Source organism: Streptomyces sp. H39-S7 (genome assembly GCF_027158205.1).
GTDB lineage: Bacteria > Actinomycetota > Actinomycetes > Streptomycetales > Streptomycetaceae > Actinacidiphila.
The window spans coordinates 54,956-77,927 of record NZ_JAPVLU010000035.1 but is presented as its reverse complement, the minus strand read 5'-3'; the positions used below and the strand labels follow the sequence as shown (position 1 = coordinate 77,927).

General features: G+C 70.6%; 20 protein-coding genes and 2 pseudogenes. 11 read left to right on the top strand and 11 right to left on the bottom strand.

Annotation, left to right across the window (positions count from 1 at the left end; all coding sequences use genetic code 11):
• Positions 1–95 precede the first annotated feature (95 nt).
• A complete protein-coding gene (locus O3X23_RS29300) occupies positions 96–1,037 on the bottom strand; it encodes an aldo/keto reductase (protein WP_269274749.1) in 942 nt (313 codons plus the stop codon).
• A gap of 46 nt (positions 1,038–1,083) precedes the next feature.
• On the opposite strand from O3X23_RS29300, the gene pdxR reads away from it, so the two are divergent.
• On the top strand, positions 1,084–2,520 hold the full coding sequence (gene pdxR / locus O3X23_RS29295; protein ID WP_269274715.1) for a MocR-like pyridoxine biosynthesis transcription factor PdxR: 1,437 nt from the start codon (positions 1,084–1,086) through the stop codon (positions 2,518–2,520).
• A gap of 198 nt (positions 2,521–2,718) precedes the next feature.
• On the opposite strand, the pseudogene O3X23_RS29290 reads toward pdxR, so the two are convergent.
• Together O3X23_RS29290 and O3X23_RS29285 are read right to left on the bottom strand one after the other, a co-directional pair.
• Positions 2,719–3,644 (bottom strand): annotated as a pseudogene (locus O3X23_RS29290) (GlxA family transcriptional regulator).
• A 176-nt stretch (positions 3,645–3,820) separates the two neighbouring features.
• Positions 3,821–4,249 carry a VOC family protein gene (locus tag O3X23_RS29285; RefSeq protein ID WP_269274713.1) on the bottom strand — a complete coding sequence of 143 codons (429 nt, stop codon included), beginning with the start codon at positions 4,247–4,249 and terminating at the stop codon, positions 3,821–3,823.
• A 393-nt stretch (positions 4,250–4,642) separates the two neighbouring features.
• Between O3X23_RS29285 and O3X23_RS29280 the strand changes: the two genes are divergently transcribed.
• Together O3X23_RS29280 and O3X23_RS29275 are read left to right on the top strand one after the other, a co-directional pair.
• Positions 4,643–5,347: a GntR family transcriptional regulator gene (locus O3X23_RS29280; protein ID WP_269274711.1), complete on the top strand. Its 705-nt coding sequence runs from the start codon at positions 4,643–4,645 to the stop codon at positions 5,345–5,347.
• 58 nt (positions 5,348–5,405) lie between these two features.
• Positions 5,406–6,269 (top strand): SCO6745 family protein, encoded by an 864-nt coding sequence (locus O3X23_RS29275; protein ID WP_269274710.1) that lies wholly within the window; start codon positions 5,406–5,408, stop codon positions 6,267–6,269.
• A gap of 12 nt (positions 6,270–6,281) precedes the next feature.
• Here the strand turns inward: O3X23_RS29275 and O3X23_RS29270 are convergent, their stop codons facing one another.
• Positions 6,282–7,499, bottom strand: a complete 1,218-nt coding sequence (locus O3X23_RS29270; protein WP_269274708.1) for an MFS transporter — start codon at positions 7,497–7,499, stop codon at positions 6,282–6,284.
• A gap of 65 nt (positions 7,500–7,564) precedes the next feature.
• Here O3X23_RS29270 and O3X23_RS29265 point away from each other — a divergent pair.
• A pseudogene (locus tag O3X23_RS29265) lies at positions 7,565–7,930 on the top strand (MerR family transcriptional regulator); the annotation flags it as partial.
• Between the two features lie 51 nt (positions 7,931–7,981).
• On the opposite strand, the gene O3X23_RS29260 reads toward O3X23_RS29265, so the two are convergent.
• Both O3X23_RS29260 and O3X23_RS29255 read right to left on the bottom strand, forming a co-directional pair.
• On the bottom strand, positions 7,982–9,298 hold the full coding sequence (locus O3X23_RS29260) for an ABC transporter substrate-binding protein (protein WP_269274706.1): 1,317 nt from the start codon (positions 9,296–9,298) through the stop codon (positions 7,982–7,984).
• Entirely contained in the window at positions 9,295–10,716 is a 1,422-nt protein-coding gene (locus O3X23_RS29255) for a hypothetical protein (RefSeq protein ID WP_269274703.1), read from the bottom strand. Before O3X23_RS29255 ends, O3X23_RS29260 begins: the two co-directional genes overlap by 4 nt.
• A gap of 277 nt (positions 10,717–10,993) precedes the next feature.
• Here O3X23_RS29255 and O3X23_RS29250 point away from each other — a divergent pair, with 277 nt between their 5' ends.
• From O3X23_RS29250 to O3X23_RS29235, 4 genes are all read left to right on the top strand, one after another.
• Positions 10,994–11,539 carry a DUF6328 family protein gene (locus tag O3X23_RS29250; RefSeq protein ID WP_269274701.1) on the top strand — a complete coding sequence of 182 codons (546 nt, stop codon included), beginning with the start codon at positions 10,994–10,996 and terminating at the stop codon, positions 11,537–11,539.
• Between the two features lie 3 nt (positions 11,540–11,542).
• Positions 11,543–12,814: a low temperature requirement protein A gene (locus tag O3X23_RS29245; protein WP_269274699.1), complete on the top strand. Its 1,272-nt coding sequence runs from the start codon at positions 11,543–11,545 to the stop codon at positions 12,812–12,814.
• A 155-nt stretch (positions 12,815–12,969) separates the two neighbouring features.
• A complete protein-coding gene (locus tag O3X23_RS29240; protein ID WP_269274697.1) occupies positions 12,970–15,807 on the top strand; it encodes an N-acetylmuramoyl-L-alanine amidase in 2,838 nt (945 codons plus the stop codon).
• A gap of 137 nt (positions 15,808–15,944) precedes the next feature.
• Positions 15,945–17,339 carry an amidohydrolase family protein gene (locus O3X23_RS29235; protein ID WP_269274695.1) on the top strand — a complete coding sequence of 465 codons (1,395 nt, stop codon included), beginning with the start codon at positions 15,945–15,947 and terminating at the stop codon, positions 17,337–17,339.
• A gap of 11 nt (positions 17,340–17,350) precedes the next feature.
• Here O3X23_RS29235 and O3X23_RS29230 read toward each other — a convergent pair whose 3' ends face one another.
• The gene (locus O3X23_RS29230; protein ID WP_269274693.1) at positions 17,351–18,193 is read right to left on the bottom strand and encodes a helix-turn-helix transcriptional regulator; all 843 of its coding nucleotides are present in this window, start codon (positions 18,191–18,193) and stop codon (positions 17,351–17,353) included.
• A gap of 179 nt (positions 18,194–18,372) precedes the next feature.
• Between O3X23_RS29230 and O3X23_RS29225 the strand changes: the two genes are divergently transcribed.
• Positions 18,373–18,594, top strand: coding sequence for an Atu4866 domain-containing protein (locus O3X23_RS29225; protein WP_269274802.1), 222 nt, complete (start codon positions 18,373–18,375; stop codon positions 18,592–18,594).
• Positions 18,591–18,944, top strand: coding sequence for an ALF repeat-containing protein (locus O3X23_RS29220; RefSeq protein ID WP_269274691.1), 354 nt, complete (start codon positions 18,591–18,593; stop codon positions 18,942–18,944). Before O3X23_RS29225 ends, O3X23_RS29220 begins: the two co-directional genes overlap by 4 nt.
• A gap of 69 nt (positions 18,945–19,013) precedes the next feature.
• On the opposite strand, the gene O3X23_RS29215 is transcribed toward O3X23_RS29220, so the two are convergent.
• Together O3X23_RS29215 and O3X23_RS29210 are read right to left on the bottom strand one after the other, a co-directional pair.
• Positions 19,014–19,397, bottom strand: coding sequence for a VOC family protein (locus O3X23_RS29215; RefSeq protein ID WP_269274689.1), 384 nt, complete (start codon positions 19,395–19,397; stop codon positions 19,014–19,016).
• Positions 19,398–19,472: 75 nt separating this feature from the next.
• A complete protein-coding gene (locus tag O3X23_RS29210; RefSeq protein ID WP_269274687.1) occupies positions 19,473–20,114 on the bottom strand; it encodes a TetR/AcrR family transcriptional regulator in 642 nt (213 codons plus the stop codon).
• A gap of 71 nt (positions 20,115–20,185) precedes the next feature.
• On the opposite strand from O3X23_RS29210, the gene O3X23_RS29205 reads away from it, so the two are divergent.
• A complete protein-coding gene (locus O3X23_RS29205) occupies positions 20,186–21,079 on the top strand; it encodes an NADP-dependent oxidoreductase (protein WP_269274686.1) in 894 nt (297 codons plus the stop codon).
• Positions 21,080–21,128: 49 nt separating this feature from the next.
• Here the strand turns inward: O3X23_RS29205 and O3X23_RS29200 are convergent, their stop codons facing one another.
• Both O3X23_RS29200 and O3X23_RS29195 read right to left on the bottom strand, forming a co-directional pair.
• Positions 21,129–22,232, bottom strand: a complete 1,104-nt coding sequence (locus O3X23_RS29200; protein ID WP_269274684.1) for a sensor histidine kinase — start codon at positions 22,230–22,232, stop codon at positions 21,129–21,131.
• Positions 22,225–22,920 (bottom strand): response regulator transcription factor, encoded by a 696-nt coding sequence (locus O3X23_RS29195; RefSeq protein ID WP_269274682.1) that lies wholly within the window; start codon positions 22,918–22,920, stop codon positions 22,225–22,227. Before O3X23_RS29195 ends, O3X23_RS29200 begins: the two co-directional genes overlap by 8 nt.
• Positions 22,921–22,972: the final 52 nt, after the last annotated feature.

The following is a 22,972-nucleotide window of genomic DNA, read 5'->3' as shown; positions in this document are numbered from 1 at the left end:
ATCCGGGTTTTATCCGACCTTTATTTCAGACCCGGCAGGTCGGCAGAGAGTATGCCCGCGGTGCGTGCTTCCAGAGCCGGACCGCGCTTCCGGGGTCACACCGCGCCGTCGAGGCGTTCGCGCTGCCCGGCGGTCAACTGCAGGGTCACACCCGCGACCGCCTCGTCGAGCTGCTGGACCGTGCTGACGCCGACGATGGGGGTGGCGGCCGGGCTTCCTCCGGTCATCCATGCCAGTACCACCCGATTGCGGCCGCTGTCGGTCTCGGCGGCGATGTCGTCGAGTACCTGGAGGCGGCGGGTGGTGCCCGGGTGGTCGTACTCGGCCTGCAGCGGCTTGTCCGGGCGGGTGTAGCTGCCGCCCAGGAGCGGTGTGTAGGCCCACAGGACCATGTCCGGGTGGTGCTCCAGGTAGTGGAGCACCTCGCCGGTGACCGCGCCGAAGCGGTGCACCACAGAGGGCCGGGTCGCCGGGCGCGGTCGCAGGTAGGAGTACTGCTGCTGGATCGCGGTGAAGCCGGTGCGGCCCTGCACTTGGGCGGTCCGACGGGCCTGCTCGATCTGCCACGTGGGGTAGTTGGAGCAGCCCAGCCGGCCGACCGTGCCCGCGGCAACCAGCTCGTCGAGGGCGGCGACCGTCTCTTCGAGCGGTGTGAGCGGATCGGGCTTGTGCGCCCAGTACAACTCGGCGTGGTCGGTGCCCAGCCGTCGCAGGCTGCCCTCGATGCCGCTCTTGACGACCTTGGCGGAGAGGCCTTCGGCCGTCTCCGGGAATCGTCCGGCCTCCGTCGGCTCGCAGCCCACCTTGGTACTGATCCGTATGCGGTCACGGACGCCCGGGCGGCGTGCCAGCCAGCGCCCGAGCACCGTCTCGCTCTGCCCGCCGAACCCGGACGGATCCGCCCAGAACGAGTAGCAGTTGGCCGTGTCGATCCACACGCCTCCGGCGTCCACGAAACGGTCGAGGAGCTCGAACGATCGGCGCTCGTCGTGCACGGTGCCGAACAGCATGGCCCCCAGGGCCAGATTCTCCATCATGATGATCACGGTAGGCGGATTCGGATCGACGGTACGCTCCAATCCCATGGCGGATTCCCAGACCAATCTCGCGTGGGCCACGCTGCTCGACATCGGTCCGCCCGATGGCCGCCGGCGCCTGCACGATCGCCTGGCGCATGCCCTGCGCACCGCGGTGCGCACCGGCCGCCTGACGCTGGGAGCCGCCGTGCCACCGAGCCGGGCACTCGCCGAAGACCTCGGCTGCTCGCGCTGGGTCGTCACGCAGGCATACGCCCAACTCATCGCGGAGGGCTATCTCGTTGCCCGCGTGGGCTCCGCCACACGGGTCTCGTGGACACCGCACACCGCTCCGCCGCGCTCCGCCGCCCCGCGGACACCATCCCGCCCACCGATCCGGTACGACCTCGCGCCCGGTCTGCCGGACCTGCGGTCCTTTCCGCGCCGCCGCTGGGCGGACGCCGTGCGGACGGTCACCGGCTCGGCCGTCCACTACGACCTCGGCCTGCCCGACCCCGCCGGGCACGCGGTGCTGCGCACCACCCTCGCGCAGTACTTGCAGCGCTCGCGCGGTGCGGAAGCGTACGCCCACTCCGTGTCGGTGTGCGCGGGCATCACTGACGGCCTGGTCCGCACCTGCCGGGCACTGCGCGCCGAGGGGATCACCGATCTGGCCCTGGAGGACCCGGGCTGGGGCCGGTTGCGGGACGCTGCGACGAGCGCCGGCCTGCGGGTGCACCCGGTGCCCGTGGACCACGACGGACTGCGGGTCGAGGACCTGGAGCGCACACCGGCCCGGGCCGTCGTCGTCGGCGCGGCACACCAGTTTCCCGCCGGCACCGTGCTCTCCCCGGCACGGCGGGCACGTCTGGTGCGCTGGGCCCGCGCAGTGGACGGCTTCGTCATCGAGGACGACTACGACGCCGAGTTCCGCTACGACCATCACCCGGTCGCCGTCCTGCAGGGGATGGACCCGAGCCGGGTCTTCCTGCTCGGCTCGGTCAGCAAGACCCTGTCACCGGCCCTGGGGCTGGGCTGGCTGGTCGCGCCCGCCGCGATGACGCGGGCGCTGCGGGCGGCGAACACGGTCGCCGCCGCGCCACCGGTGCTGGACCAGCTCGCACTCGCCACGTTCATCGACCGCGGCTGGTACGACGCCCACCTGCGCGCCGCCCGCCGGCGCTTCCGCTCCCGCCGCGACCTTCTGGTCCACACGCTCGCCATCCACATGCCCCACAGCCGGGTGGCCGGCACCGCCGCAGGCCTGCACCTCCTGCTGCACCTGCCGGACGCCACCGACACCCGCGCCGCGGTCCAGGCCGCGACCGCTGCGGGCCTGCGCCTGGCGGACCTCGACGACTACCGCACCGAACCGTCGCCTCAGCGCGCACTCGTCCTCGGATACGGCAACATCAGCGACACGGAGATCCCCCCGGCCGTCGCGCTTCTCGGCGAGGTGCTGCGCACAGCCGCTCCGCGCCCATGGCCCGACGCCGGCAGATGACGGTGCACCCGGTAGGGCGTACTGCTGCGTTCGCACCAGGGAACATCAAGTCCCGGGCACAAATCGGGACGATCTTCGTACGGGACATGGCTTTCTCCACGGTGACGATGGCGGTCGGGTGCCCGGGCGGGCATGGCTGGAAACCGCAGGGCGGCGGGTGGGTGCGTGAGGGGCGGCAGGGGTGCGGGCCGCGGCTGGTCAGAAGCGGCGGCGGTACTCGGCCGGGGTGGTCCCCAGCCGTCGCTGGAACGAGCGGTGGAGGGTCTCCACGGAGCCCACTCCGCTGGCGGCGGCGATCTCAGGGAGGCTCCGGTCGCTCTCCTCCAGCAGCCGGCGGGCGGCCTCCAGCCGGGCGGACTCCACGTAAGCGGCCGGAGTGGTGGCCGTGCGCAGCCGGAACAGCCGCGAGAAGTGGCGCACGCTCAGGTGCAGTCTCGCGGCGCGGATATCGGCCGAGAGATCCTCGGCCAGGTGCTCGGCGATCCACACCCGCAGGTCGTCGATCCGGTCACCGGCGGACGTCTGGACGGACAGCGGCACGCTGAACTGGCTCTGTCCGCCGGAGCGCTTCACGTACATGACCATCATCCGGGCGGTGGCCAGCGCGAGCGGCTGACCATGGTCCTCGGCGACCGTCGCCAGCGCCATGTCCATCCCCGAGGTGACACGGCACACGTCCACACGCCCCCGGGGCGGACGAAGATCGGATCGGGGGCGACCACGACCTGCGGATGCTCGGCCGCCAGCCGGGCGGCGGTGAGCCAATGGGTCGTGGCGGGCTTGCCGTCGAGCAGCCCCGCGGCGGCCAGCAGGTGGGCACCGGCGCAGATCGACCCGACCCGGCCGGCCCGGGGGGCGGCCGTGCGCAGCCACCCGGTGACCTCCCGGTCGATCACCGGCTCCACCTTGTCCTCCACCAGCTCGATCGCGCCCGCCACGAGCAGGGTGTCCGCCTGGCCGTCCACCGCGTCGAGGGTGAGGTCGGCCATCGGTCGCACGCCGCTGGAGGTGGTCACCGGGCCGCCGTCCGCCGTCGCGATCCGCACGGCGTAGCCGGCCCGCTCGGGTCCGCCGACCCGGGTGGCGACGGAGAACACCTCCGCGGGTCCGGTGACGTCCAGCAGTTCGACGCCGGGAAAGGCGACGACAACGACTCGGTGGGGTGGCCGGGGCGGCTCGCGGCGTTGTCGTTCGCTTTATGTCCCCCCAGCCAACGCTGGGGCTGCCCCACCGCATGGACTCACCATCCGCATCCCACCGCTGTGACAGCCGTACGGGAGGACGGGGTCCAGGCGGCCCGTCAAGGGCGGACGTAGGGCCGGGTCATGATCTCCATGTTGTGGCCGTCCGGGTCCTCGAAGTACGCGCCGTGACCCCCGAACCAGCTGTTGATCCGGCCGGGTTCGGTGTGGCTGGGGTCCGCGTAGTGGGTGACCCCGACCGCCTCCAGGCGGGCGACCATGGCGTCGAACTGCGCCTCGGGCACGAGGAACGCGTAGTGCTGCGACTGGATCGGCTCGTCCCGCTTCTCGTAGTAGTCGAGCGTCACGCCGTTGCCGAGGTCGACAGGCAGGAACGGTCCGAACGGAGCGCCGACCCGCAGGCCCAGGATCAAGGCGATGAACTCCGCCGACCGGTGCCGGTCGCTGGCGTAGACGGCGGTGTGGTTGAGCTGGACGGTGGTTGCCGGCAGGTCGGATGCGTGCGGGTGCTGCTGGTCGTGTGACATCAGGGGTGTGTCTCCGGGTCTGTGATTCCGCTGGGATGAAGCGCCGTACAGCCGTGTAGGGGCGCGGGCGTCGGAGTAGGACACGGAGAAGGGGGCGGGCCTCGTGCCCGCCTCGCGCTCACGCCGAGGCCGGGAACCTCACTCGTGCGTGGCACATGGCCGACCCGGCAGTCACCTGACGGACTTTAGTGGCCGATCATGGCCCGGGGCAACGCCGTTGGGATGACCGGCGCGGACCATGTGGCGGGGCCCGGGGTTGCCAGGCTGCCATGGAGGGATGGGGGCCGTCCTCGGTGGTGCTCGGGCGGGTGGTCGCGCAGGGTCACCCGTTTTACTGGTGATCGATGAAGTAAATAAGAATCGATTATCATTTGGATCGTCTATGATGGCGGTATGAGCCAGGCGATCGACACCCCGAACTCGGCGGGGAAGCAGATGCTTTCCGAGCAGGTCTACGCACACTTGAGGGACGCGATCATGCGCGGGGAGCACGCCCCGGGCGACGCCCTCAAGCCGCAGGACCTCGCCAAGGAACGGGGCGTGAGCCTGGCTGTCGTACGCGAAGCGCTCGTACGGGTGGTCGGTGAGGGCCTCGCCGACCGGCTGCCCAACCGCGGCTTCGCCGTCCCGACCTTCTCCGACCGCCGCTGGCAGGAGATCGCGGAGGCCCGCCTGACCATCGAACCGGTCGTGCTGCGCATGTCCGTCGAGCGCGGTGATGTCGAGTGGGAGGCCCGCGTACGAGCCGCCCACCACCGTCTGACCCGCACACCGCCGTACGTGCCGGAGGAGGGCGAGTACTACAGCGGTGCGTGGTCCGAAGCCCACCGGGTCTTCCACCGCACCCTCCTGGAGGGTTGCGGCAACCCCGTCCTGCTGGCGACCTTCGACCGCATGTGGACCGCGAGCGAGCTGGCCCGCCGCTGGTCGGCGCACCGCGACCCCGACCGGGACGCCCCCGCCGAACACCGCCGGCTGGAGGAGGCGGCGCTGGCCCGCGACGCCGGCACCGCTGCCGAGGTACTGATCCGGCACCTGACGCAGACCGCAGCCGCCCTGACCGGCTGCACCCACAACGAACCCACGAAGGAAGACTGATGCGCTCCGCCCACCCGGCCGGACGGCCGAACCCGCTCACCGATACCGGAGGCACCGAATGACGGCACCCGAGGGAAGCACCGCCCGCCTCTGTCACCAGGCCGTCGCGCCCCTGCACGGCTGTGTGTACTTCTCGCCGGATCACGCGGACGAACTCGCGGCGCTCGGGCTGCAGCGCGGCGCCATGGTCTACTTCGCAGGCCGCGCGGCCCCGCTCGGGGCGGTCGGCGCGGGCACCGTCTCAGCGACGTTCTACAACTTCAACCACGAGCACGTGGAGCGCTGCATCCCCGCCGCATGGACCCTCACCGAGCCCCAAGCGGTGCTCGGGGCCCGGTTGCGCGGTGTGGACCGAACGCTGCGGCGGTTGCTCGGAGATGAGGCCGTCACCTCGAACGACATGGCCGAGGCGGCCGAGCTGGCGCTGCGCGCCACCGAAGCCTGCCGCAGGGAGGCGCGGCCGCTGTACGCCGCCAACGCCGACCTCCCCGTCCCCGAGGAACCCCACCTGGCCCTCTGGCATGCCGCGACGCTGCTGCGCGAGCACCGGGGGGACGGTCACCTCGCCGCCCTGGCGATCGCCGGCCTGTCCGGCATAGAGGCCCTGATCCTGCACAACGCCACCGGCACGGCACCGAAGGCGGCACTGTTCATGCAGACCCGCGGATGGTCCGCGCAGCAGTGGGCCGCCGCGCAGGACCGGTTGCGCGGGCGCGGTCTGCTGGACGAGTCAGGAGACCTCACGGAGTCGGGTGCGGATCTGCGCAGTGGGGCCGAGGAGCTCACCGACCGTCTCGACACCGCCCCGTACGACCACCTCGGCCCGGCTGCCACCGCGCGCCTCACCGCCCTGGCCGGCGGCTTCACCAGAACCCTGAGGGCTGCGGGCGCTTTCCCGGCCCTGCAGTTCGGCAAGGGCTGAAGGCCCGCGCGTTCACGGGGTCGTGCTCGCGCCCCTGGCGGGGAAGCCATGGGCGCGAGCGGCGACCGCGACGACCAGCACCGGCAGCAACAGGACGAGGACGCTCCAGGGGAAGGCCGTGGAGCCGGCCGTGTCGAGCAGGATGCCACCGGCGAGGCCGCCGCCGGCCATGGCCACGTTCCACAAGGTGACGAGCATGGCCTGCGCGGCGTCCGCCGACTCGCCCCCCGCGTCGCCCGCCGCGGTCTGCAGGAGGGTGGGGACACCACCCCATCCCAGGCCCCACAGGATCACCGCCAGGTAGACCAGAACGGGACTGCCGGCCAACAGCGCCAGCACGGCGGCCGACACGGCGACCAGGAGGGTGCTGGCGATGGTGAGGGTTCGCAGCCTCCGGCTGATGTGCGCGCCCACGATCCAGATGCTCGCCAGGGATGCGGCGCCGAAGAGCAGCAGTGCGAGGTCGGTGGAGTCGCCCATGCCGAGCCGGTCGAGGAACGTGGCGATGTAGGTGTAGAGGATGGTGTGGGCGAGTACGAAGACGAAGGTGACGAACAGGACCGGCGCCACGCCCGGGATGCGGAGAGTCCGCGGCATCGACGTTCGGCCTTCCGTCCGTTGTCCGGGGTAGTCCGGGACCGTGGCGGTGATCCATGCGAGCAGGGCGACGGTGAGTGCGGTCATGAGCAGGAACGCCGCGCGCCAGTCGAGGACGTGGCCGAGGAAGGTCCCTGCGGGCACTCCCAGGGACAGAGCGAGCGGAATGCCGGCCATGGCGATGGCGATCGCTCTGCCCTGCAGGTGGGCGGGGGCCATGCGGCGGGCGTATCCGGCCAGCAGCGCCCAGGCCAGGCCCGCGGCCACCCCGGCGCCGAACCGGGCCGCCATGGTCAGGGGATAGTTCGCCGAGACCGCTGTGACCGTGTTGGCGACGGCGAATCCCGCCATCGCCGTGAGCAGCAGGCGCTTGCGCCGCCACCCTGCCGTGGCCGCGGTCAGGGGGATCGCCGTGAGAGCGGTCCCGATCGCGTAGATCGTCACCGTCTGCCCGGTTGCGGACTCGCCGACGCCGAGGTCGGCGCTCATCGCCGGCAGCAGGCCGGCGGGCAGCGTCTCGGTCAGGCTGGTGATGAAGACGGCTGTCGCCAGCGCCAGCAGCGCTGGCAGCGGGAGCTTGTCCTGTGCGGATCCCGGCTGGGAATCGGCCAGTTGTGTGTCGTGGCTTCGCATACTGCCTATGCTCAAACCATCACATTGATGTGAAGGTCAAGGCGGCTCGGAGAGAGGTAGGGCACATGCGCATCGGAGAACTGTCGGAGCGCACAGCCACTCCCCGTCGGCTGCTGCGCTACTACGAGGAGCAGGGATTGATCGTCGCAGGTCGCGCCCCGAACGGATACCGCGCCTATGACGAGTACAACGTGGACCGGGTCCTGCAGATCAGAGGACTGCTCGACGCGGGGTTGCCGACGCGGATCATCAAGCAGATCCTCCCGTGCCTCAACAAACCCCGGATCATCCACTTCCCCGACGCGACGCCGGAGATGCTCGCGACGCTCGAATTCGAAAGGGACCGCCTGACCGAACGCATCGAGTGCCTGACCCGCAACAGGGACGCCGTGGCCGAGTACCTCGACGTGGTGCGCGGCACCAACCATGCGCCAGGGTTGCCCCGGCCTGGGGTTCGGCATCCCAACGGGCTCGGCGAGGCGTCACGTTCCGGCGTAGACAGTGGCGCGGACCCGGTCCAGGGCGGCGAGGATGGAACTCAGCTGAGTCGGGTCGTTGGCATAGGACAGGACCGCTTGGTGGAATGAGCTCTGCATCGTGTCGGGCATCAGGTCGGAGGCGTCGAACCGTACGGTGGGGGCGTCGACCAGAAGCTGTCGCAGGCGGCGCGACAGGGCGTCGGGGTACTCGGAGGCGGCCACTTCGCGGTTGGGGCTGATCGCCCCTCCCCGTCCCACCCAGATGTTCTGCGCGGCGGTTGTCGTGAGGTAGGCGACGAGTTGGCGGGCGGCCGGGGTGGCGTGGAACATGGCGATCAGGTCTCCGGCCACCTCGGCACTGCCCCGGAACCGTGGGTTGATGGTCGGGAACGGGGTCGCGTCGAAGTCTCCTCCGGGCGCGAGGTGCGGACTGCCCTTCTGGTAGGACTCGGTGATGAAGGATCCCGCATGGTCGAAGTAGCACCCGGGACTCTGGCTGAACAGGGAGGTGCCCGCGGCGCCGAACGGGGTGAGCAGCATGCCGCGGGCATCGCCGAGGACCAGGCCTCTGGTGCCGATGATCTCTCCCCAGGTCTGCCAGGCCAGCTGTATCTCCCGAGAGCTCCACGGGAGTTCGCCGCGCGCCCACTGGTCGTAGATGACCGGGCCCGACTGGGCCAGGACGATGTCCTCGAGCCAGTCGGTCCCCGGCCAGCCGGAGGTGGAGCTCGACTCCAGCCCGATGCACCACGGGGGAACGCCGGACCGGGCGATCAGCTGGTTCAGCGTTCTGAGCTGGTCCCAGGTGCCGGGGGGCGTCCAGCCGTGTGCGCTCAGGGCTTTGGGCGAGTGCCAGAGGAGGCTCTTCATGGACGCCTTGACGAACACGGCGTACTGCTTGCGGTCCACCGCTCCGAACTCGACCCAGTTCGCGCCGTACTGCTTTCTCATGCCCGGCAGGTCGAGTGAGTCGTCGAGCGGGGTCAACCGGCCGGCCCGGGCGTACTGCGCCAGCTTTCCGGGACTGGACAGGACAGCGAGATCGGGTGGGGTCCCGTTGCTGACACGGTCGGCCAGGATGGTGTCGGAGTCCCGGGAGCCCTGGTAGTCCACGGTGATCCCGGTCCGTTGCTCGAACGGCGCGACCATGGCCTCGAAAGAGTCCTTCTCGTCCTTGGTCCAGGTGCCGAGTACGTGGACCACCTGTCCCGATCCGCCGGTGGTGCACGCCGCGAGGCCGGACAGGGCGACGAGCACGAGCGCGAGGCAGGCTCGGGTCCAGGCGCGGGTGTGTCGCGGCGCGGTGCCCGGCCTGGTCATCGCGCCGCCCGGTACTCGTCGATGCGTGGCCAGAGCCCGGCCAGGCACAGCGCGGCGATCGCGGCGCACAGTACGGGAAGGGCGAGTTGGAGACCCAGGTCGGAGCGCGCCGAGGCTTCAGCGTCGGCCAATCGCTGTCGGTGGAGGTCGGTGAGGCGGGTCAGATCCATGTCGAGGGTGGCGCCGGTGCCACCCAGTTGGGTGGGACCGGGGCCTACCGCCGTGGCCACCATGGCCGGGTCCGTCGTGGCGGCCGCGGCGAAGTCGTGCCCGGCGGCCTGCCGCTGCAGGTCGGTATCGGCGGCGGTGAAGCGCCGGAAGTCCTGGAGGGTGCGCAAGGCGGTGTCCCGTCGAGCGGTGTCGTCGGAGTCGGGGCCGAGGTCGCTCCGCAGCAGGTCGGCGAGGATTCCCTGGAATGCGGGTCCACCGGTGCGGGCGGCCTCGATCACGGCAGGGGTCACCGGACGGTCCGCGAGAGGGGCGGTGTAGGTGGCGAAGCCGTGGGAGAAGCCCTGTCCGGGGGCGGTCTGCACGATCGCCAGAGCGTCGGCGCCCGCTGCCTGCCGGGCGAGCGTGCGGGCCTGCCAGGAAGCGGTGAGCGAGGGGAGCGCCTCATCACACGCGGTGGTGAACGCCCGGTCGCTGTGCAGGGTCGCCACGACCGTCCAGCCGGCCAACGTGATCAGCAGGCCGGATGCGGCGAGCAGGTACGGGTTGATCCGCCGGTGGAAGTGACGGCTCAGAAAGCGCTGTGTGGCCACGAGCAGGACCAGGGCCACCGCGGCCGGGACGAGCACGCCGTACAGCGTGGCGGGCGCCAGCCACGGGCTGTGTCGTTGCCGGCTCAGTGCCTGCTGATCGGCAGCTTGTAGAAGCTGGACCTGGGCGAGGATCCCGCTGTCGGGTTTGTGCATCAGGTTCGAGGCGTAACTCAGATAGGCGGTGCTGAGGACGCCCCGCCCCGCGGTGGCATGCGCCTGTTCGATCAGGCTGGTGTACTCGACGAGCAGCCCTTCGATGGCCTGCAACTGCCCGCTGCCGGCCGGCCCGGTCGCATCGTGCTCGGCGGCTCGTGCCAGCGCCTGGTGCGCCGACTTGAGATCGTCCTGGTAGCGCTGCCCCGGGCCGCTCAGGGCCACGGTCCCGGACGCGAAGCTGCCGGCTGCGACACGGTCCGCGTCGGCCAGGAAGTAGGCCACCTGCGAGGTGTCGACGATCGCGGGCACCGTGTGCGCCGCAGCGGCGGATATCGCCGTGTGGGCGCCGGTGAGGGCGAGTTGCAGCGATCCCCATAACGCCACGGTGCACAGGAGCAGCGCCAGGACGGCCCGTCGTAACCGTCGGGGAGTGGCGGGGGGAGGGGAGGGTTCGCGGGCGGCGCGGCGCGTCAGGGATTTCACCGCGACCATGGCCGCCATCGGTCAGGACCGTCCATTTCCTGCGGCTGTGCTCGCCATCATCCCACCCCGCGCTCGGCCCGTCGCGATCACCACAGATCGCGCTTCACCCTAGTGGGAGGTCTGTGATGATGTCCGCGGAAATGCCAGAATGGTCATGTGCGCGACGCCGGAGCCATCGAGATGAAGTCCGACTCCGGCTCCGGCGCCGCATGATCGGCAGCGCTTGCGCCAGCATGAAAAGGAACTTCGCGGGAAACCAGATATTTACCTTCCCATAGGAAAATCTGGAGACTCCATGTCCGTCCCGCCCCCCGCCCGCGCAGACGCGAGCCGCCCCCGCGCAACAGACTCCGGCCCAGCGCCCGGTGACGGCGGAGAGAGCGAACAGGAACGCGTCAACCGACGGTGGGCCGAAGTGCTCCAGGAGACGCGCGTCGCGCAGATGGGGGTGCAGATCCTCTTCGGCTTCCTGCTCAGCATCTCCTTCACGCCGCACTTTCGCGAGCTGGGGACGTTCGACCTCACGGTCTACGTCGTCGCCGTCGTCTGCGGGGCCCTGGCAACGGGCGCTCTGATAGCCCCGGCCTCCATCCACCGCATCCTCGCGGGCCAGCGCCTGAAGGAGGAGATCATCGACGTGGCCGGCCGTCTGATGATGTGCGGCATGGCCCTGCTCGCGCTGACCGTCGGCTCAGTGGTGCTGCTGATCCTGCACGTCGCCTTGAACAACGTCGTTGCCGAGATCGTCACCGCCGCCATCGGCCTGTGGTTCCTCGCCTGCTGGTACGGATTGCCGGTCTGGCTGCGGCACCGCTCCCATCGATCCGACCAGGGGCGTTGAGCGGTGGGCACGGTCGGGGAGGCGGTGGACCCCGCGCAGACGGACCCCGAGAAGGCGGGCGGCGGTGCCGGGACCGCCGAGGAGCCGGACAAGCAGGTGAGCTGGGCGGAGTTGTTCTTCGACCTGGTGTACGTCTTCGCCATCACCGAGGTCAGCTCGCTGTTGCAGGCCGACCACAGCTGGGCGGGCACCGGTCGGGCGTTGATCGTCTTCGTCCCCGCCTACTGGGCCTGGACAGCCACCTCCGTGCATGCCAACCGGCAGGACGTGGAGAACGCCCCCGACCGCCTCGGCATCTTCGCGGTCGCGCTGTGCGCGCTGTTCATGGGGTTGGCGGTGCCCGGCGCCTACGGTGACCGCGGTCTGCTCTTCGGGGCCTCGTACTGGGTCGCCCGGCTGGTGCTCCAGGGCCTCGCACTGCGCTGGCAGCACCTCCACCTCAACTCCTTCCTGGTCTCGGCCGTCGTCACCGGCCCGCTGCTGCTCGCCGGCGGTCTGGTGGAGGGCAACGCGCGGATTGCGCTGTGGGCCGCGGCCGCGCTCGTCGACACCCTCACTCCGCAGCTCCTGCGCCGCCGGACGACCACACACTTCCACTCGGGTCACCTGCCCGAACGCTTCGGCCTCTTCCTGATCGTCGCGCTCGGCGAGACCATCATCGCCATCGGCAGCCCGGTCACGGGCACCGCACACATCAGCGGCGGCGTACTGGCGACGGTGGCCGCCGCGTTCGTCCTCACCGCCGCCCTGTGGTGGGTGTACTTCGCCTTCGCGGCCAGCGCCATGCGATTCGCGGTGGCGGCCGCCGACAAGCAGTTCGACATGGTCCGGCATGTCCTGTCCTACGCACATCTGGGCCTCATCAGCGCCGTCATCGCCACCGCGGTGGGCTTGCACGACGCGGTCGCGCATCCCGGGCACCGGCTGGGAGCCGGCGCCGCGGCGCTGCTGTACGGCGGTTGCGGCCTGTTCCTGCTCGTCTTCGTCTACACCCGCCGGCGGATGTTCCGGCTCTGGTCCGTCACCCGGCTCACCGCCGCGGCGGCTGTCCTCGTCAGCCTGCCACTGGCCTCCCGGCTGCCCGCCCTGGGCGCCGTCCTGTGGCTGGCCGGTCTGATCGTGGCGCTCGACATGGTCGAGTGGTACCGGATGCGGCGCGCCGCCGCGAGGGCCGGGACCGAAGACGGTGCGGAGGCGGCCGCGGCGGCCGCCGTCGGCGAACAGCGCGACGCACCCGAGACGGAGGCGCAAATCCGGATGGAAACGGAAGCATAGGGTTACGGTGGACCACCGTGGGACCGCAGCTGTGGGGGCGAACCGCCCCTACCAGATCCTGCCGGTCCTCTCCCGTTTTACCGCTGCTACCGTCTGCCTGTCGTGGACAGGAAACACAGGGACGCCTGAGCGCGTCAGAAGATCGAGGCAGGTCGTTGACTCGTACACACCGCCGGTCGGGGAAGTTCCTGCCGATCGGCATCGCGGCGTCGCTCATCGCGGGATCCGTGGCGGCCATCGGGACGTTCGCGCTGGCGGATCCGTCGGGCGCCGCGGCTCCCGTGCCGGATCCGGCAGCGGGGCTGCAGCGGGAGTTCGCCGACGCCGCGCAGGAGTTCGACGTTCCGCAGAGCGTGCTGATGGCGGTGTCCTACCACCTGACCCGGTGGGAGACGCACCAGGGCCGGCCCAGCACGGCCGGGAACTACAACGTCATGGGCCTGACTCAGGTGACGGCGAAGGACGTCGAGGCGCCCACCCGGGCGGAGCGGCTGTCGCACCTGAACATGAGCGGCGATCCGGCCCGGATGAAGAGGTTCAACCCCACCCGCGCGCTGCAGGGCGGCGACGACCGGGCCGACACCTCCGACCCCCGGCTGCACACGCTGGACGCGGCAGCCGAGCTGACCGGTGCTTCGACCGGCTCGCTGCGTACCGACCGCGAGGAGAGCGTCCGGGGCGGGGCGGCGCTGCTGGCGAAGTACGAGAAGGAAGCGACGGGTTCGCTGCCCGAGGACGCGGGCCAGTGGTACGCGGCCGTGGCCCGTTATAGCCAGGCCCCGGACGCCAAGGGCGCCCAGCTGTTCACCCAGCGGGTCTTCCGGACCATCAACCGCGGCAACAGCCGGGTCACCGCGGACGGGCAGCGGGTCACCCTGCCCGCCGACCGGTCGGTCACCCCTTTGAAGCCGGCGAAGATGAAGCTGGCCGCGACGTTCGCCAGCACCCAGGCCGCTCCCGTCCCCGAGTGCCCGTCGGCGTTGAACTGTGACTTCCAGGCCGCCGCGTTCCAGAAGAACGGGACGGATCCGGGCGACTACGGCAACTACGACGTCACGAACCGGCCGGCTGACGGCGTCGACCTCCGCTACATCGTCATCCACGACACCGAGGGCGGCTACGACGGCTCGCTGAGCACGTTCCAGAACCCGGCGACGTACGCGAGCGCGCACTACCTGATCCGCGCTTCCGACGGCCTGGTGACCCAGATGGTGCCCACCAAGGACACCGCCTGGCACGCCGGCAACAAAACCGTCAACATGCATGCGATCGGCGTCGAGCACGAAGGCTTCGCGATCAAGGCGGGGTCCTGGTACAGCGAGTCGCAGTACGAGTCGTCGGCGGCGCTGGTGAAGTACCTCGCCACCCGGTTCGGCATTCCGCTGGACCGCGAGCACATCATCGGCCACGACGAGGTGCCCGGCCCGATCGACGCCTACGTGGGCGGCATGCACTGGGACCCGGGCCCCTACTGGGACTGGAACCACTACTTCTCCCTGATGGGCGTGCCGACCGGTGACGGCGGCGGGGGCAGCCCCGTCCTGGCCGGCCAGGAGATCACCATCGCGCCGCCGTTCACCACGGCCAACCAGCCGCCCATCGTGTACTGCTCGCCCACCTGTGTGACGCAGACGCCGCGCCCGGCGAACTTCCTCTACCTGTACTCCGACGCCTCCACCAGCTCGGCACTGATCGCGGATCCGTATCTGCGCTCGGGCGCCGCAGGCAGCACGCAGGGCCCGGACTGGGCCGCCAAGGCCGTCACCGGAGGCCACTACGTGGTCGCAGCGGTCAAGGGCGACTGGACGGCGATCTGGTACGGCGGCAAGCAGGGCTGGTTCTACAACCCCGGCGGGCAGCTCACCGCCCCGGTGGGCGCGGCCGCTCAGCCCCTCGTGACCCCCAAGGCCGGGCTCGCGACGATTCCCGTGTACGGCAGGGCCTACCCGCAGACGGCCGACTACACCGGCACCGACGTCCCGGTCCAGACGGACACCGACAAGGCGCTGACGAAGTACAGCATCAAGGCGGGCCAGTCCTATGTGCCCGGCGGCCCGGCCGCGGCCGGGGACTACTTCTACGCCATGAACTACGACAACAGCGCCCCCGGCGACCACAAGCTCGTCACCGGAACGACCAAGTTCATCCCGATCCGCTACAACCACCGCCTCGCCTGGGTGCGGGCCGACGACGTGCAGCAGATCAGCAGCACCCGCGCGGCCGGCACCACCACCCGCTCCGACCTGATCGCCCGGGACAACTCCGGTGTGATGTGGCAGTACCAGGGCAGCGGCACGGCCGGCGTTCCGTTCCTGTACCGCTACCGGCTCAGTGCCGGCTGGCAGGGCTACAACGCCCTGATCGACCTGTCCGGATTCCGCGCCAACGGGAGCGGCGACCTGATCGCGCGCGAGCCCTCCGGAACGCTGTGGTACTACAAGGGCACCGGGAACATCGCGGCCCCCTTCGCCGCACGCGTCAAGGCCGGGACCGGCTGGCAGATGTACAACGGGCTGATCGGCGTGGGTGACGTGTCCGGGGACGCCAAGCCGGACCTGATCGCCCGGGACACCGCCGGAGTCCTCTGGCTCTACCGCGGTACCGGCAACCCCGCCGCGCCCTTCGCCACCCGTCTGAAGATCGGCACCGGCTGGCAGATGCACAACATGCTGGTGGGCGGAGCCGATCTGACCGGTGACGGAAAACCCGATCTCATCGCCCGGGACACCACCGGCAACCTCTGGCTCTACCGCGGCACCGGCAACCCCGCCGCGCCCTGGGCCGCGCGTCTGAAGATCGGTACCGGCTGGCAGATGCACAACCTCATCGTCGGCACGTCCGACCTGAGCGGCGACGGCAAGGCGGACCTGCTCGCCCGCGACACCACCGGCAAGCTCTGGCTCTACCGCGGAACCGGCAACGCGGCAGCACCCTTCGCCGCCCGCTCGCTCGTCACCACCGGCTGGCAGATGTACAACGCCCTCATCGGCTGAGGCATCCGCGCCCTCTGCCCAGGTGTGCTGTACCTGGGCAGAGGGCGTCCTGGTTGCGGGCGTCGGACGGGACGACGCTGGGGTCATCACCCACCCGCGCCGGCCCCACCGCCCTGGCATGACGAACAGGACCTCCCGTGACCGCCTCCGACACCACCAGCCCCGCCGTGCTCGAACAGCTCCGGCGCCGGTCCGCCGACCCGAACCGGCGCATCGTGTTCACCGGCGCGACCATCGTCACCATGGACCCCGAGCGAGGTGTCCTGGACAGCGCCGACCTGCTCGTCGAGGGCGACACGATCACCGCGGTCGGCCCTGACCTGAGCCGGGACGGCGCGGTGGTCGTCGACGCCGCCGGCACCGTCCTCACGCCGGGCTTCGTCGACACCCACCGGCATGCCTGGCAGACCCAGCTGCGACGGATCATGCCGGACGTCGACGACCTCGGCCGCTACGTGATGTCCACCCTGGCCGGCCACGCCCCTAGCTACCGACCGCAGGACATGTACGTCGGCACCCGGCTGGCCGCCCTGACCGCGATCGACAGCGGCATCACGTGCATGCTCGACTTCTCCCACAACTCCCGCACCCGCGAGCACTCCGACGCGGCGGTCCAGGCCCTCGTCGACACAGGCATCCGCGGGGTGCACGCCTCCATGGGCCCGCACTTCGGTGACTGGGACAGGCAGTGGCCCCAGGACCTCACCCGCCTCAAGGACCGGTACTTCGCCGGCGACGACCAGTTGCTTACGCTGCGCCTGGCCGCCCTGGCCACCGACGAGATCGCCGGCCCGACTCTCGCGTACGGTCCCGAACTCGCCCGCACGGCAAGGGACCTGGGGATCGCCGTGAGCGTGGACGCCGTCTTCGGTACGTCCTCCTCCCAGGCGGTCCTGCGCTGGGCGAAGGACGGCCTCCTGGGCCCGGACGTCACCCTCATCCACGCAACCGGCCTGAGCACCCTGGCGTGGCAAGCGATCGGGGACAGCGGCACGACCATCGCGCTGGCCCCCACCTCGGACGCCCAGATCGGGCTGGAGACCGCGATCCCCGCGATCGACGAGGCCCTGTCCGTGGGTGTCCGTCCCGGTCTGAGTATCGACGTCGAAGTCGCCCTGGCGAGCGACATGTTCACGCAGATGCGGGCCCTGCACACCATCCAGCGCATGCGCGCGGTCAACGCCGTCTACGGCACCGGCCGGCAGCCGGCCCGCATCACCACCCACGACGTCCTGGACTTCGCCACCCTCCAAGGCGCCCGCACCAACGGCCTCCAGGGCGTCACCGGTTCCCTCACCCCGGGCAAGAAGGCCGACCTGCTGGTCATCCGGGCCGAGGACCTCAACAACATGCCGCTGAACGACCCCATCGGCACCGTTGTGCTGGGCTCGGACGCCCGCAACATCAGCGCCGTCCTCATCAACGGTGTACCGCGCAAGTGGAACGGCCGGGTCCTCGACGTCGACCTGCCAACCCTGCGCGACGCGGTGCACGCCTCGCGCGAGTACGTCCTCAACACCCCTGCCGCCTGAGGACGGAAGGCTCATCGCTCCGGGGCGGATTCCTGGTGGCGGGTGGCGTTCAGGCTGCCGAGCAACGACAGCGCCTGCTCGGCGTGGCTCCCCGGCTCGGCGTGGTAGATCACCAACTGCTGGCCAGGCGCTCCGCGGACGTCGAACGTCTGGAAGGAGAGGGTCAGAGGCCCGATGTCCGGGTGGACGAGTTCCTTGGCGTCCCGGACCTTCTCGTGAACGGTGTGCGAGGCCCACAGCGCCGCGAACTCCTCACTCGTCTCGCTCAAGGAGCGCGTGAGGTCGTGCAGGCGGCCGTAGCGGGGGTCCAGGCCCTGCGCGTGACGCAACCCGGCCACGACCGCCTCGGCCGCCCGCGACCACCGCGTGAAGAATCCTCGCGCGGCCGGATCGAGGAACGTCATACGGGTCAGGTTGTCCACCGCCGCGAACGGGGAGAACAGTGCGTCGGCCAAGGCGTTCGCCGCCAGGAAGTCGGTGGCCGGGTTCAGGACGAACGCCACGGCGGTCGAGTACCCGTCCAGCAGGGCCCGCAGCTCGGGATTGACCGTCTCCCTCGGTTGCGGCCGCTCGCCGTCCGGCGCGGTGCCCGCCAACCGGTACAGGTGTGCCCGCGCCTGGTCGTCCATCCGCAGCGCACTGCTGATCGCCTCGAGGATCTGCGGGGAGGGGCTGCGCTCCCGGCCCTGTTCCAGACGGGCGTAGTAGTCACTGTTCATGCCGGCCAGAACGGCGACCTCCTCCCGCCGCAGCCCCGCCACCCGGCGCGCCCCGTACGAGGCGAGGCCGACATCGACCGGCCGCAGGCGGGCGCGGCGGGCGCGCAGGAAGTCTCCGAGATCGTTGCTGGTCACCCCCTCAGGCTAAGCCGCCCTTCGCCGGTGTGCCTGGGTGCGCCGTACCCAGGCAGCTCCTGTCCTGGCCACTGTGCGTGCCGCCCTCCAGGCTTGCCGCAGACAGCTGCGAACGACAGGAGAACACGGTGAGGGAACAGCCGAACCGCAACGCCGGTGAACGGGCGGACGTCGTCGGGATGTGGGTGACCGCGGACGGACACATCCGGCAGGAGCTGCGCGCCGACGGGCGATACGACGAGGCCCGCGGTGCGCGCCGCAGCGCCTACACCGGCCGCTACACGGTGACCGGTCACCACCTCGACTACGTCGACGACACCGGCTTCACCGCCACGGGCGACATCCGCGAGGGCGTGCTCTTCCACGAACACCTCGTCCTGTACAAGGAGGAACCGGCATGAGGCGGATGACGGATGCGCAGCCGGCCGACGCCGCCAAGGGGCCGGGCCTTTCGGCGGACGACGACCGGGTCGCCATCGCCAGGATGCTCGCCGACAAGAACACCGGCCGGCGCGTGCGGGAGCTGGCGCAGAAGGCGCTGGACGGTAATCCGGAGGACCTGCGGTACTTCCTCGAGGTGGGCCAGTTCCGGGCTCGCTTCGCCGATGACCAGCTGCGGGCCCTCCGGACGCTTGCCTCCACCGGCGCAGGGGACGGCACGCAGTGGGCCGTCGGCGGCGCGGCGGTCGCGCTCGGCGCGGGCGCCGGTCTGGTGCTGGTCAACCGTCGCCGCACCACCGCCGGGCGCTGAGCCGGACTCCGTACCCCGAAGCGGGCTCCCTTCGCACGGCCGGACGGTTCCGCGTCCGGCCGCGGGTGGTTACAGGGGTGGGAGCCGGGTGCGCAGGAGGCAGAACTCGTTGCCTTCCGGGTCGGCCAGGCAGTGCCAGCTCTCGGTGCCGCTCTGGCCGACGTCGGCGGTTCTGGCCCCGAGGGCGAACAGCCGCTGCAGCTCGGCTTCCTGGTCGCGGTCGGTGGCGTTGACGTCGATGTGCAGCGGGAGCTTGCCGCGCCGCGTATCGCTGCTGGGGCTGAGGACGAGGGTGGGCTGCGGGCCGCCGAAGCCGGCGTCGGGCGGCCCGATCTCGATGCTCCCGTCATCCTCCCGACCGAGTTCGACGTAGCCCAGGACCTCGCTCCAGAAGGCGGCGAGCCGGTCGGGATCGGTACAGTCGATGACCAGTTCACTGATGCGGCATGCCATGTCCGCCAGTGTAAGCAGACCGCCCGACGCGCCGCCGTACGTCACCCGTGGTGCCCCCGGTTCTCCTGGGGGTGTTCAGCGACTCCCCGCAGCCCGACCGGTCCCTGCGCTGCCTGGAGACGCGACGACGCGCGGGTGGCGGGGAAGGTCGGTCGCATTCCAGGCGGCCTCGATCATCTGGAAGATCTCGTCCACCGCCACGCTCGGATCAGCCGCCTCACGGGCCAGCGAATGGGCGTTGACCACGAACCGTGCGACCGTCCGGCAGGCCGTCGTGGTCGGCGGCAGATCGAGATCCGCGGCGATGGCCGTTGCCAGCGACTCCGCATGCCGCAACCGCATCGACTCCTCGTACTCCCGCAGGGCGGGTGACGCGTCGATCATGCGCCAGACCGGGGCGGAACCGGGCGCCGCGCAATGGCGCACCATGGCCCGCATCTCGCGGCGCAGCACGGGGATGAGCGCCTCGTGGGGCGCCCGGCCGCTGACCGCCTGTGCGAGGCGGTGCTCGAAATTCTCGTCCTGCTCGAAGACCAGGGCCTCTTTCGAGGCGAAGTGGGAGAAGAGCGTGGTGACGGCCACGTCGGCGTCCGCGGCCACGTCGCGGATTCCCACGGCGTCGTACCCGCGTTCCAGGAAGAGCCGCAGGGCGGTGTCGGCGATGTTCTGGCGCGTCGCGGCCTTCTTGCGTTCGCGGCGTCCGGGCGGCACGGTCATGGATCTGACACTATCAGATGCGAAGACGGATCAAGTACAAAAACCTAACCGTTAGTGTTACGGTCGACCGCATGAAGAAAGTGAGCTTCGCCGAATTCGGCGGTCCGGACGTTCTGCGCCTCATAGACGCCGAGGAACCCCACGCGGGCCCCGGCCGCATACGCATCACGGTGCGGGCGGCGGGCGTGAATCCCGCCGATTGGAGGGTCCGTGAGGGCCAGGTCCTGAAGGCCCATCCCACCGAGTTGCCCGCCGGCGTCGGGCTGGACGCCTCCGGGGTGGTGGACGAGGTCGGTGAGGGCGTCGTAGGGGTTCAGGTCGGCGACCACGTGTTCGGCGAAGGATCCAGCACCTATGCCGAGTTCGCCGTGCTGTCGGCCTGGGCCCGGATGCCCGAGGGCCTCACGTTCGAAGAGGCGGCCGGATATCCCTCCGTGGTCGAGACCGCGCTGCGCATCATTCGTGAGGTCGGGGTACGGCCCGGGCAGACGTTGCTGGCCAGCGGTGCGTCCGGGGGAGTCGGATCGGCGGTGCTGCAGATCGCCCGCGACCGCGGCATCAGGGTGATCGGCACGGCCGGGGCCGCGAACCAGGACTATCTGCGGAGCTTGGGCGCCCTTGCCACGACCTACGGCGAGGGCTGGGTCGAGCGGGTGCGGCAGCTCGGCCCCGTGGACGCTGCCCTCGATCTGGCCGGCTCGGGTGTGATCCGTGAACTCGTCGAGCTGACCGGGGATCCGCACAGGGTGATCTCCATAGCCGATCTCGCCGCGCCGGAGCACGGGGTCCGATTCTCGGGCGTGGCCGGGAGCGTGCCGGAAGCGCTCGCCGAGGCCGCAGGCCTCATCGCGCGGGGAAAACTCCACATCCCGGTCGAGAAGTCGTACACCCTCGCCGAGGCCGCGGCGGCGCACATCGACAGCCAGGCCGGTCACACACGCGGGCGCCGGGTCATGGTCGTCTGAACGGCCTCCTGTGCGGCCGCGGTCCGGCGTCGGGAGCCGTGGGCGCGCGTTATGCCCTTGATCCGTCAGCTGTCGCTGTGCGGGGCATCGCGGGCAGTTCCACCGTGATGCGGATCCCGCCGGCGGCGCGCGGGGTGAGGGTGAGTGTCCCGTCGTGGGCCTGGGTGATGGTCTTGACGATGGCCAGACCCAGGCCGACTCCTGCGTGGTCGGTGTGGATGCGCTCGGTGCCACGCTGGAACGGTGCGGTCAGTGTCGAGACCAGCTGCGGGGTGAGCCGGTCGCCGGTGTTCTCGACGGTGAGCACCACAGTCCCGGGGCGGACGCCGGTATGTACCCAGATGCTGCCCTGCTGCGGCAGGTTGTGGACGATCGCGTTCTGCACGAGGTTCATGGTCAGCTGCAGCAGGAGCGCCGGCGATCCGATCGTGGGGGTGATGTCACCGGAGGCCTCGATGCTGACGCCGTGCTTCTCCGCGAGGGGGAGGAGTGTTTCGGTGGCTTCCTCCGCCAGAAGGGACAGGTCGACGCGTTCTCGGGTGAAGGACCGCTGCTCGGCGCGGCTGACCAGGAGCAGGGCCTCCGTCAGGTCGATCGCTCGGGTGTTGACGGACTGGAGGCGGTCGATGAGCAGGCCGGTGTCGCGGTCCGGATCGGTGCGGGCCGCGTCGAGGAGGGTTTTCGAGATCGCCAGCGGGGTGCGCAGCTCGTGCGAGGCGTTGGCCGCGAATCTGCGCTGTTCGGCGACGTGTGCTTCGAGCCGCGCGAGCATCGTGTCGAAGGCGTCGGCGAGCTCGCGGAACTCGTCCGCGCGGCCCGGCAGCCGGATGCGGTGGGAGAGCGATCCGTTCGTGGCCGTGCGGGTGGCGTGGGTGATCCGGGTCAGGGGGGCGAGCATGCGGCCGGCGAGGAGCCATCCTCCCAGCAGGCCGAACGCCAGCAGGAAGAGCAGGATCGCACCCACGGCCGTCCCGAAGTCGCGCAGCAGGTAGGAGCGGGGCAGCACCCCTCCGGAGACGTTCGTGTAGGCGGGCAGGTGGCGCAGGACGAACACCCACATCGCGGCGAGCAGCAGGACACCGGAGAGCATGAGGAATCCGGCGTAGGTGAGGGTGAGTTTGAAGCGCACGCTCAGCCCGGGTTCCCTATCCACGCGCGCCTCCCACGGGTCCGGGCGCGGGTTGCGTGTCGATGCGGTAGCCGACGCCGGCCACGGTGGCGATGATCCAGGGTTCGCCGAGCCGTTTGCGCAGGGCCGAGACGGTGATCCGCACGGCGTTGGTGAACGGGTCGGCGTTCTCGTCCCACGCCCGTTCCAGCAGCTCCTCCGCGCTGACGACACCGCCTTCGGCGGCGATGAGGACTTCGAGGACGGCGAACTGCTTACGGGTCAGCGCGACGTAGCGGCCGTCCCGGTAGACCTCTCGGCGAAACGGGTCCAGCCGCAGACCGGCGATCTCCCGCACGGGAGGCCGGTGGTGGGCTCGTCTGCGGTCGAGGGCCCGCAGTCTGAGGGTCAGTTCTCGGAGTTCGAAGGGCTTCGTGAGGTAGTCGTCGGCGCCGAGTTCGAACCCGGAGACCTTGTCGTCGAGACGGTCGGCGGCGGTGAGCATGAGGATGGGCATGCCGCTGCCGGAGGCGATGATGCTCTTGGCGATCTCGTCACCGGACGGTCCGGGGATGTCGCGGTCGAGGACGGCGATGTCGTAGGCGTTGATGCTCAGCAGCTCCAGCGCTGTGTCGCCGTCACCTGCGATGTCGGCGGCGATCGCTTCCCGGCGCAGGCCGTCACGGATGGCTTCCGCCATATAGGGCTCGTCCTCGACGATCAACACACGCATGTCCACGATGCTACGAGTCGGCACATATCGTCGGCGTAACGAAAACCGCATA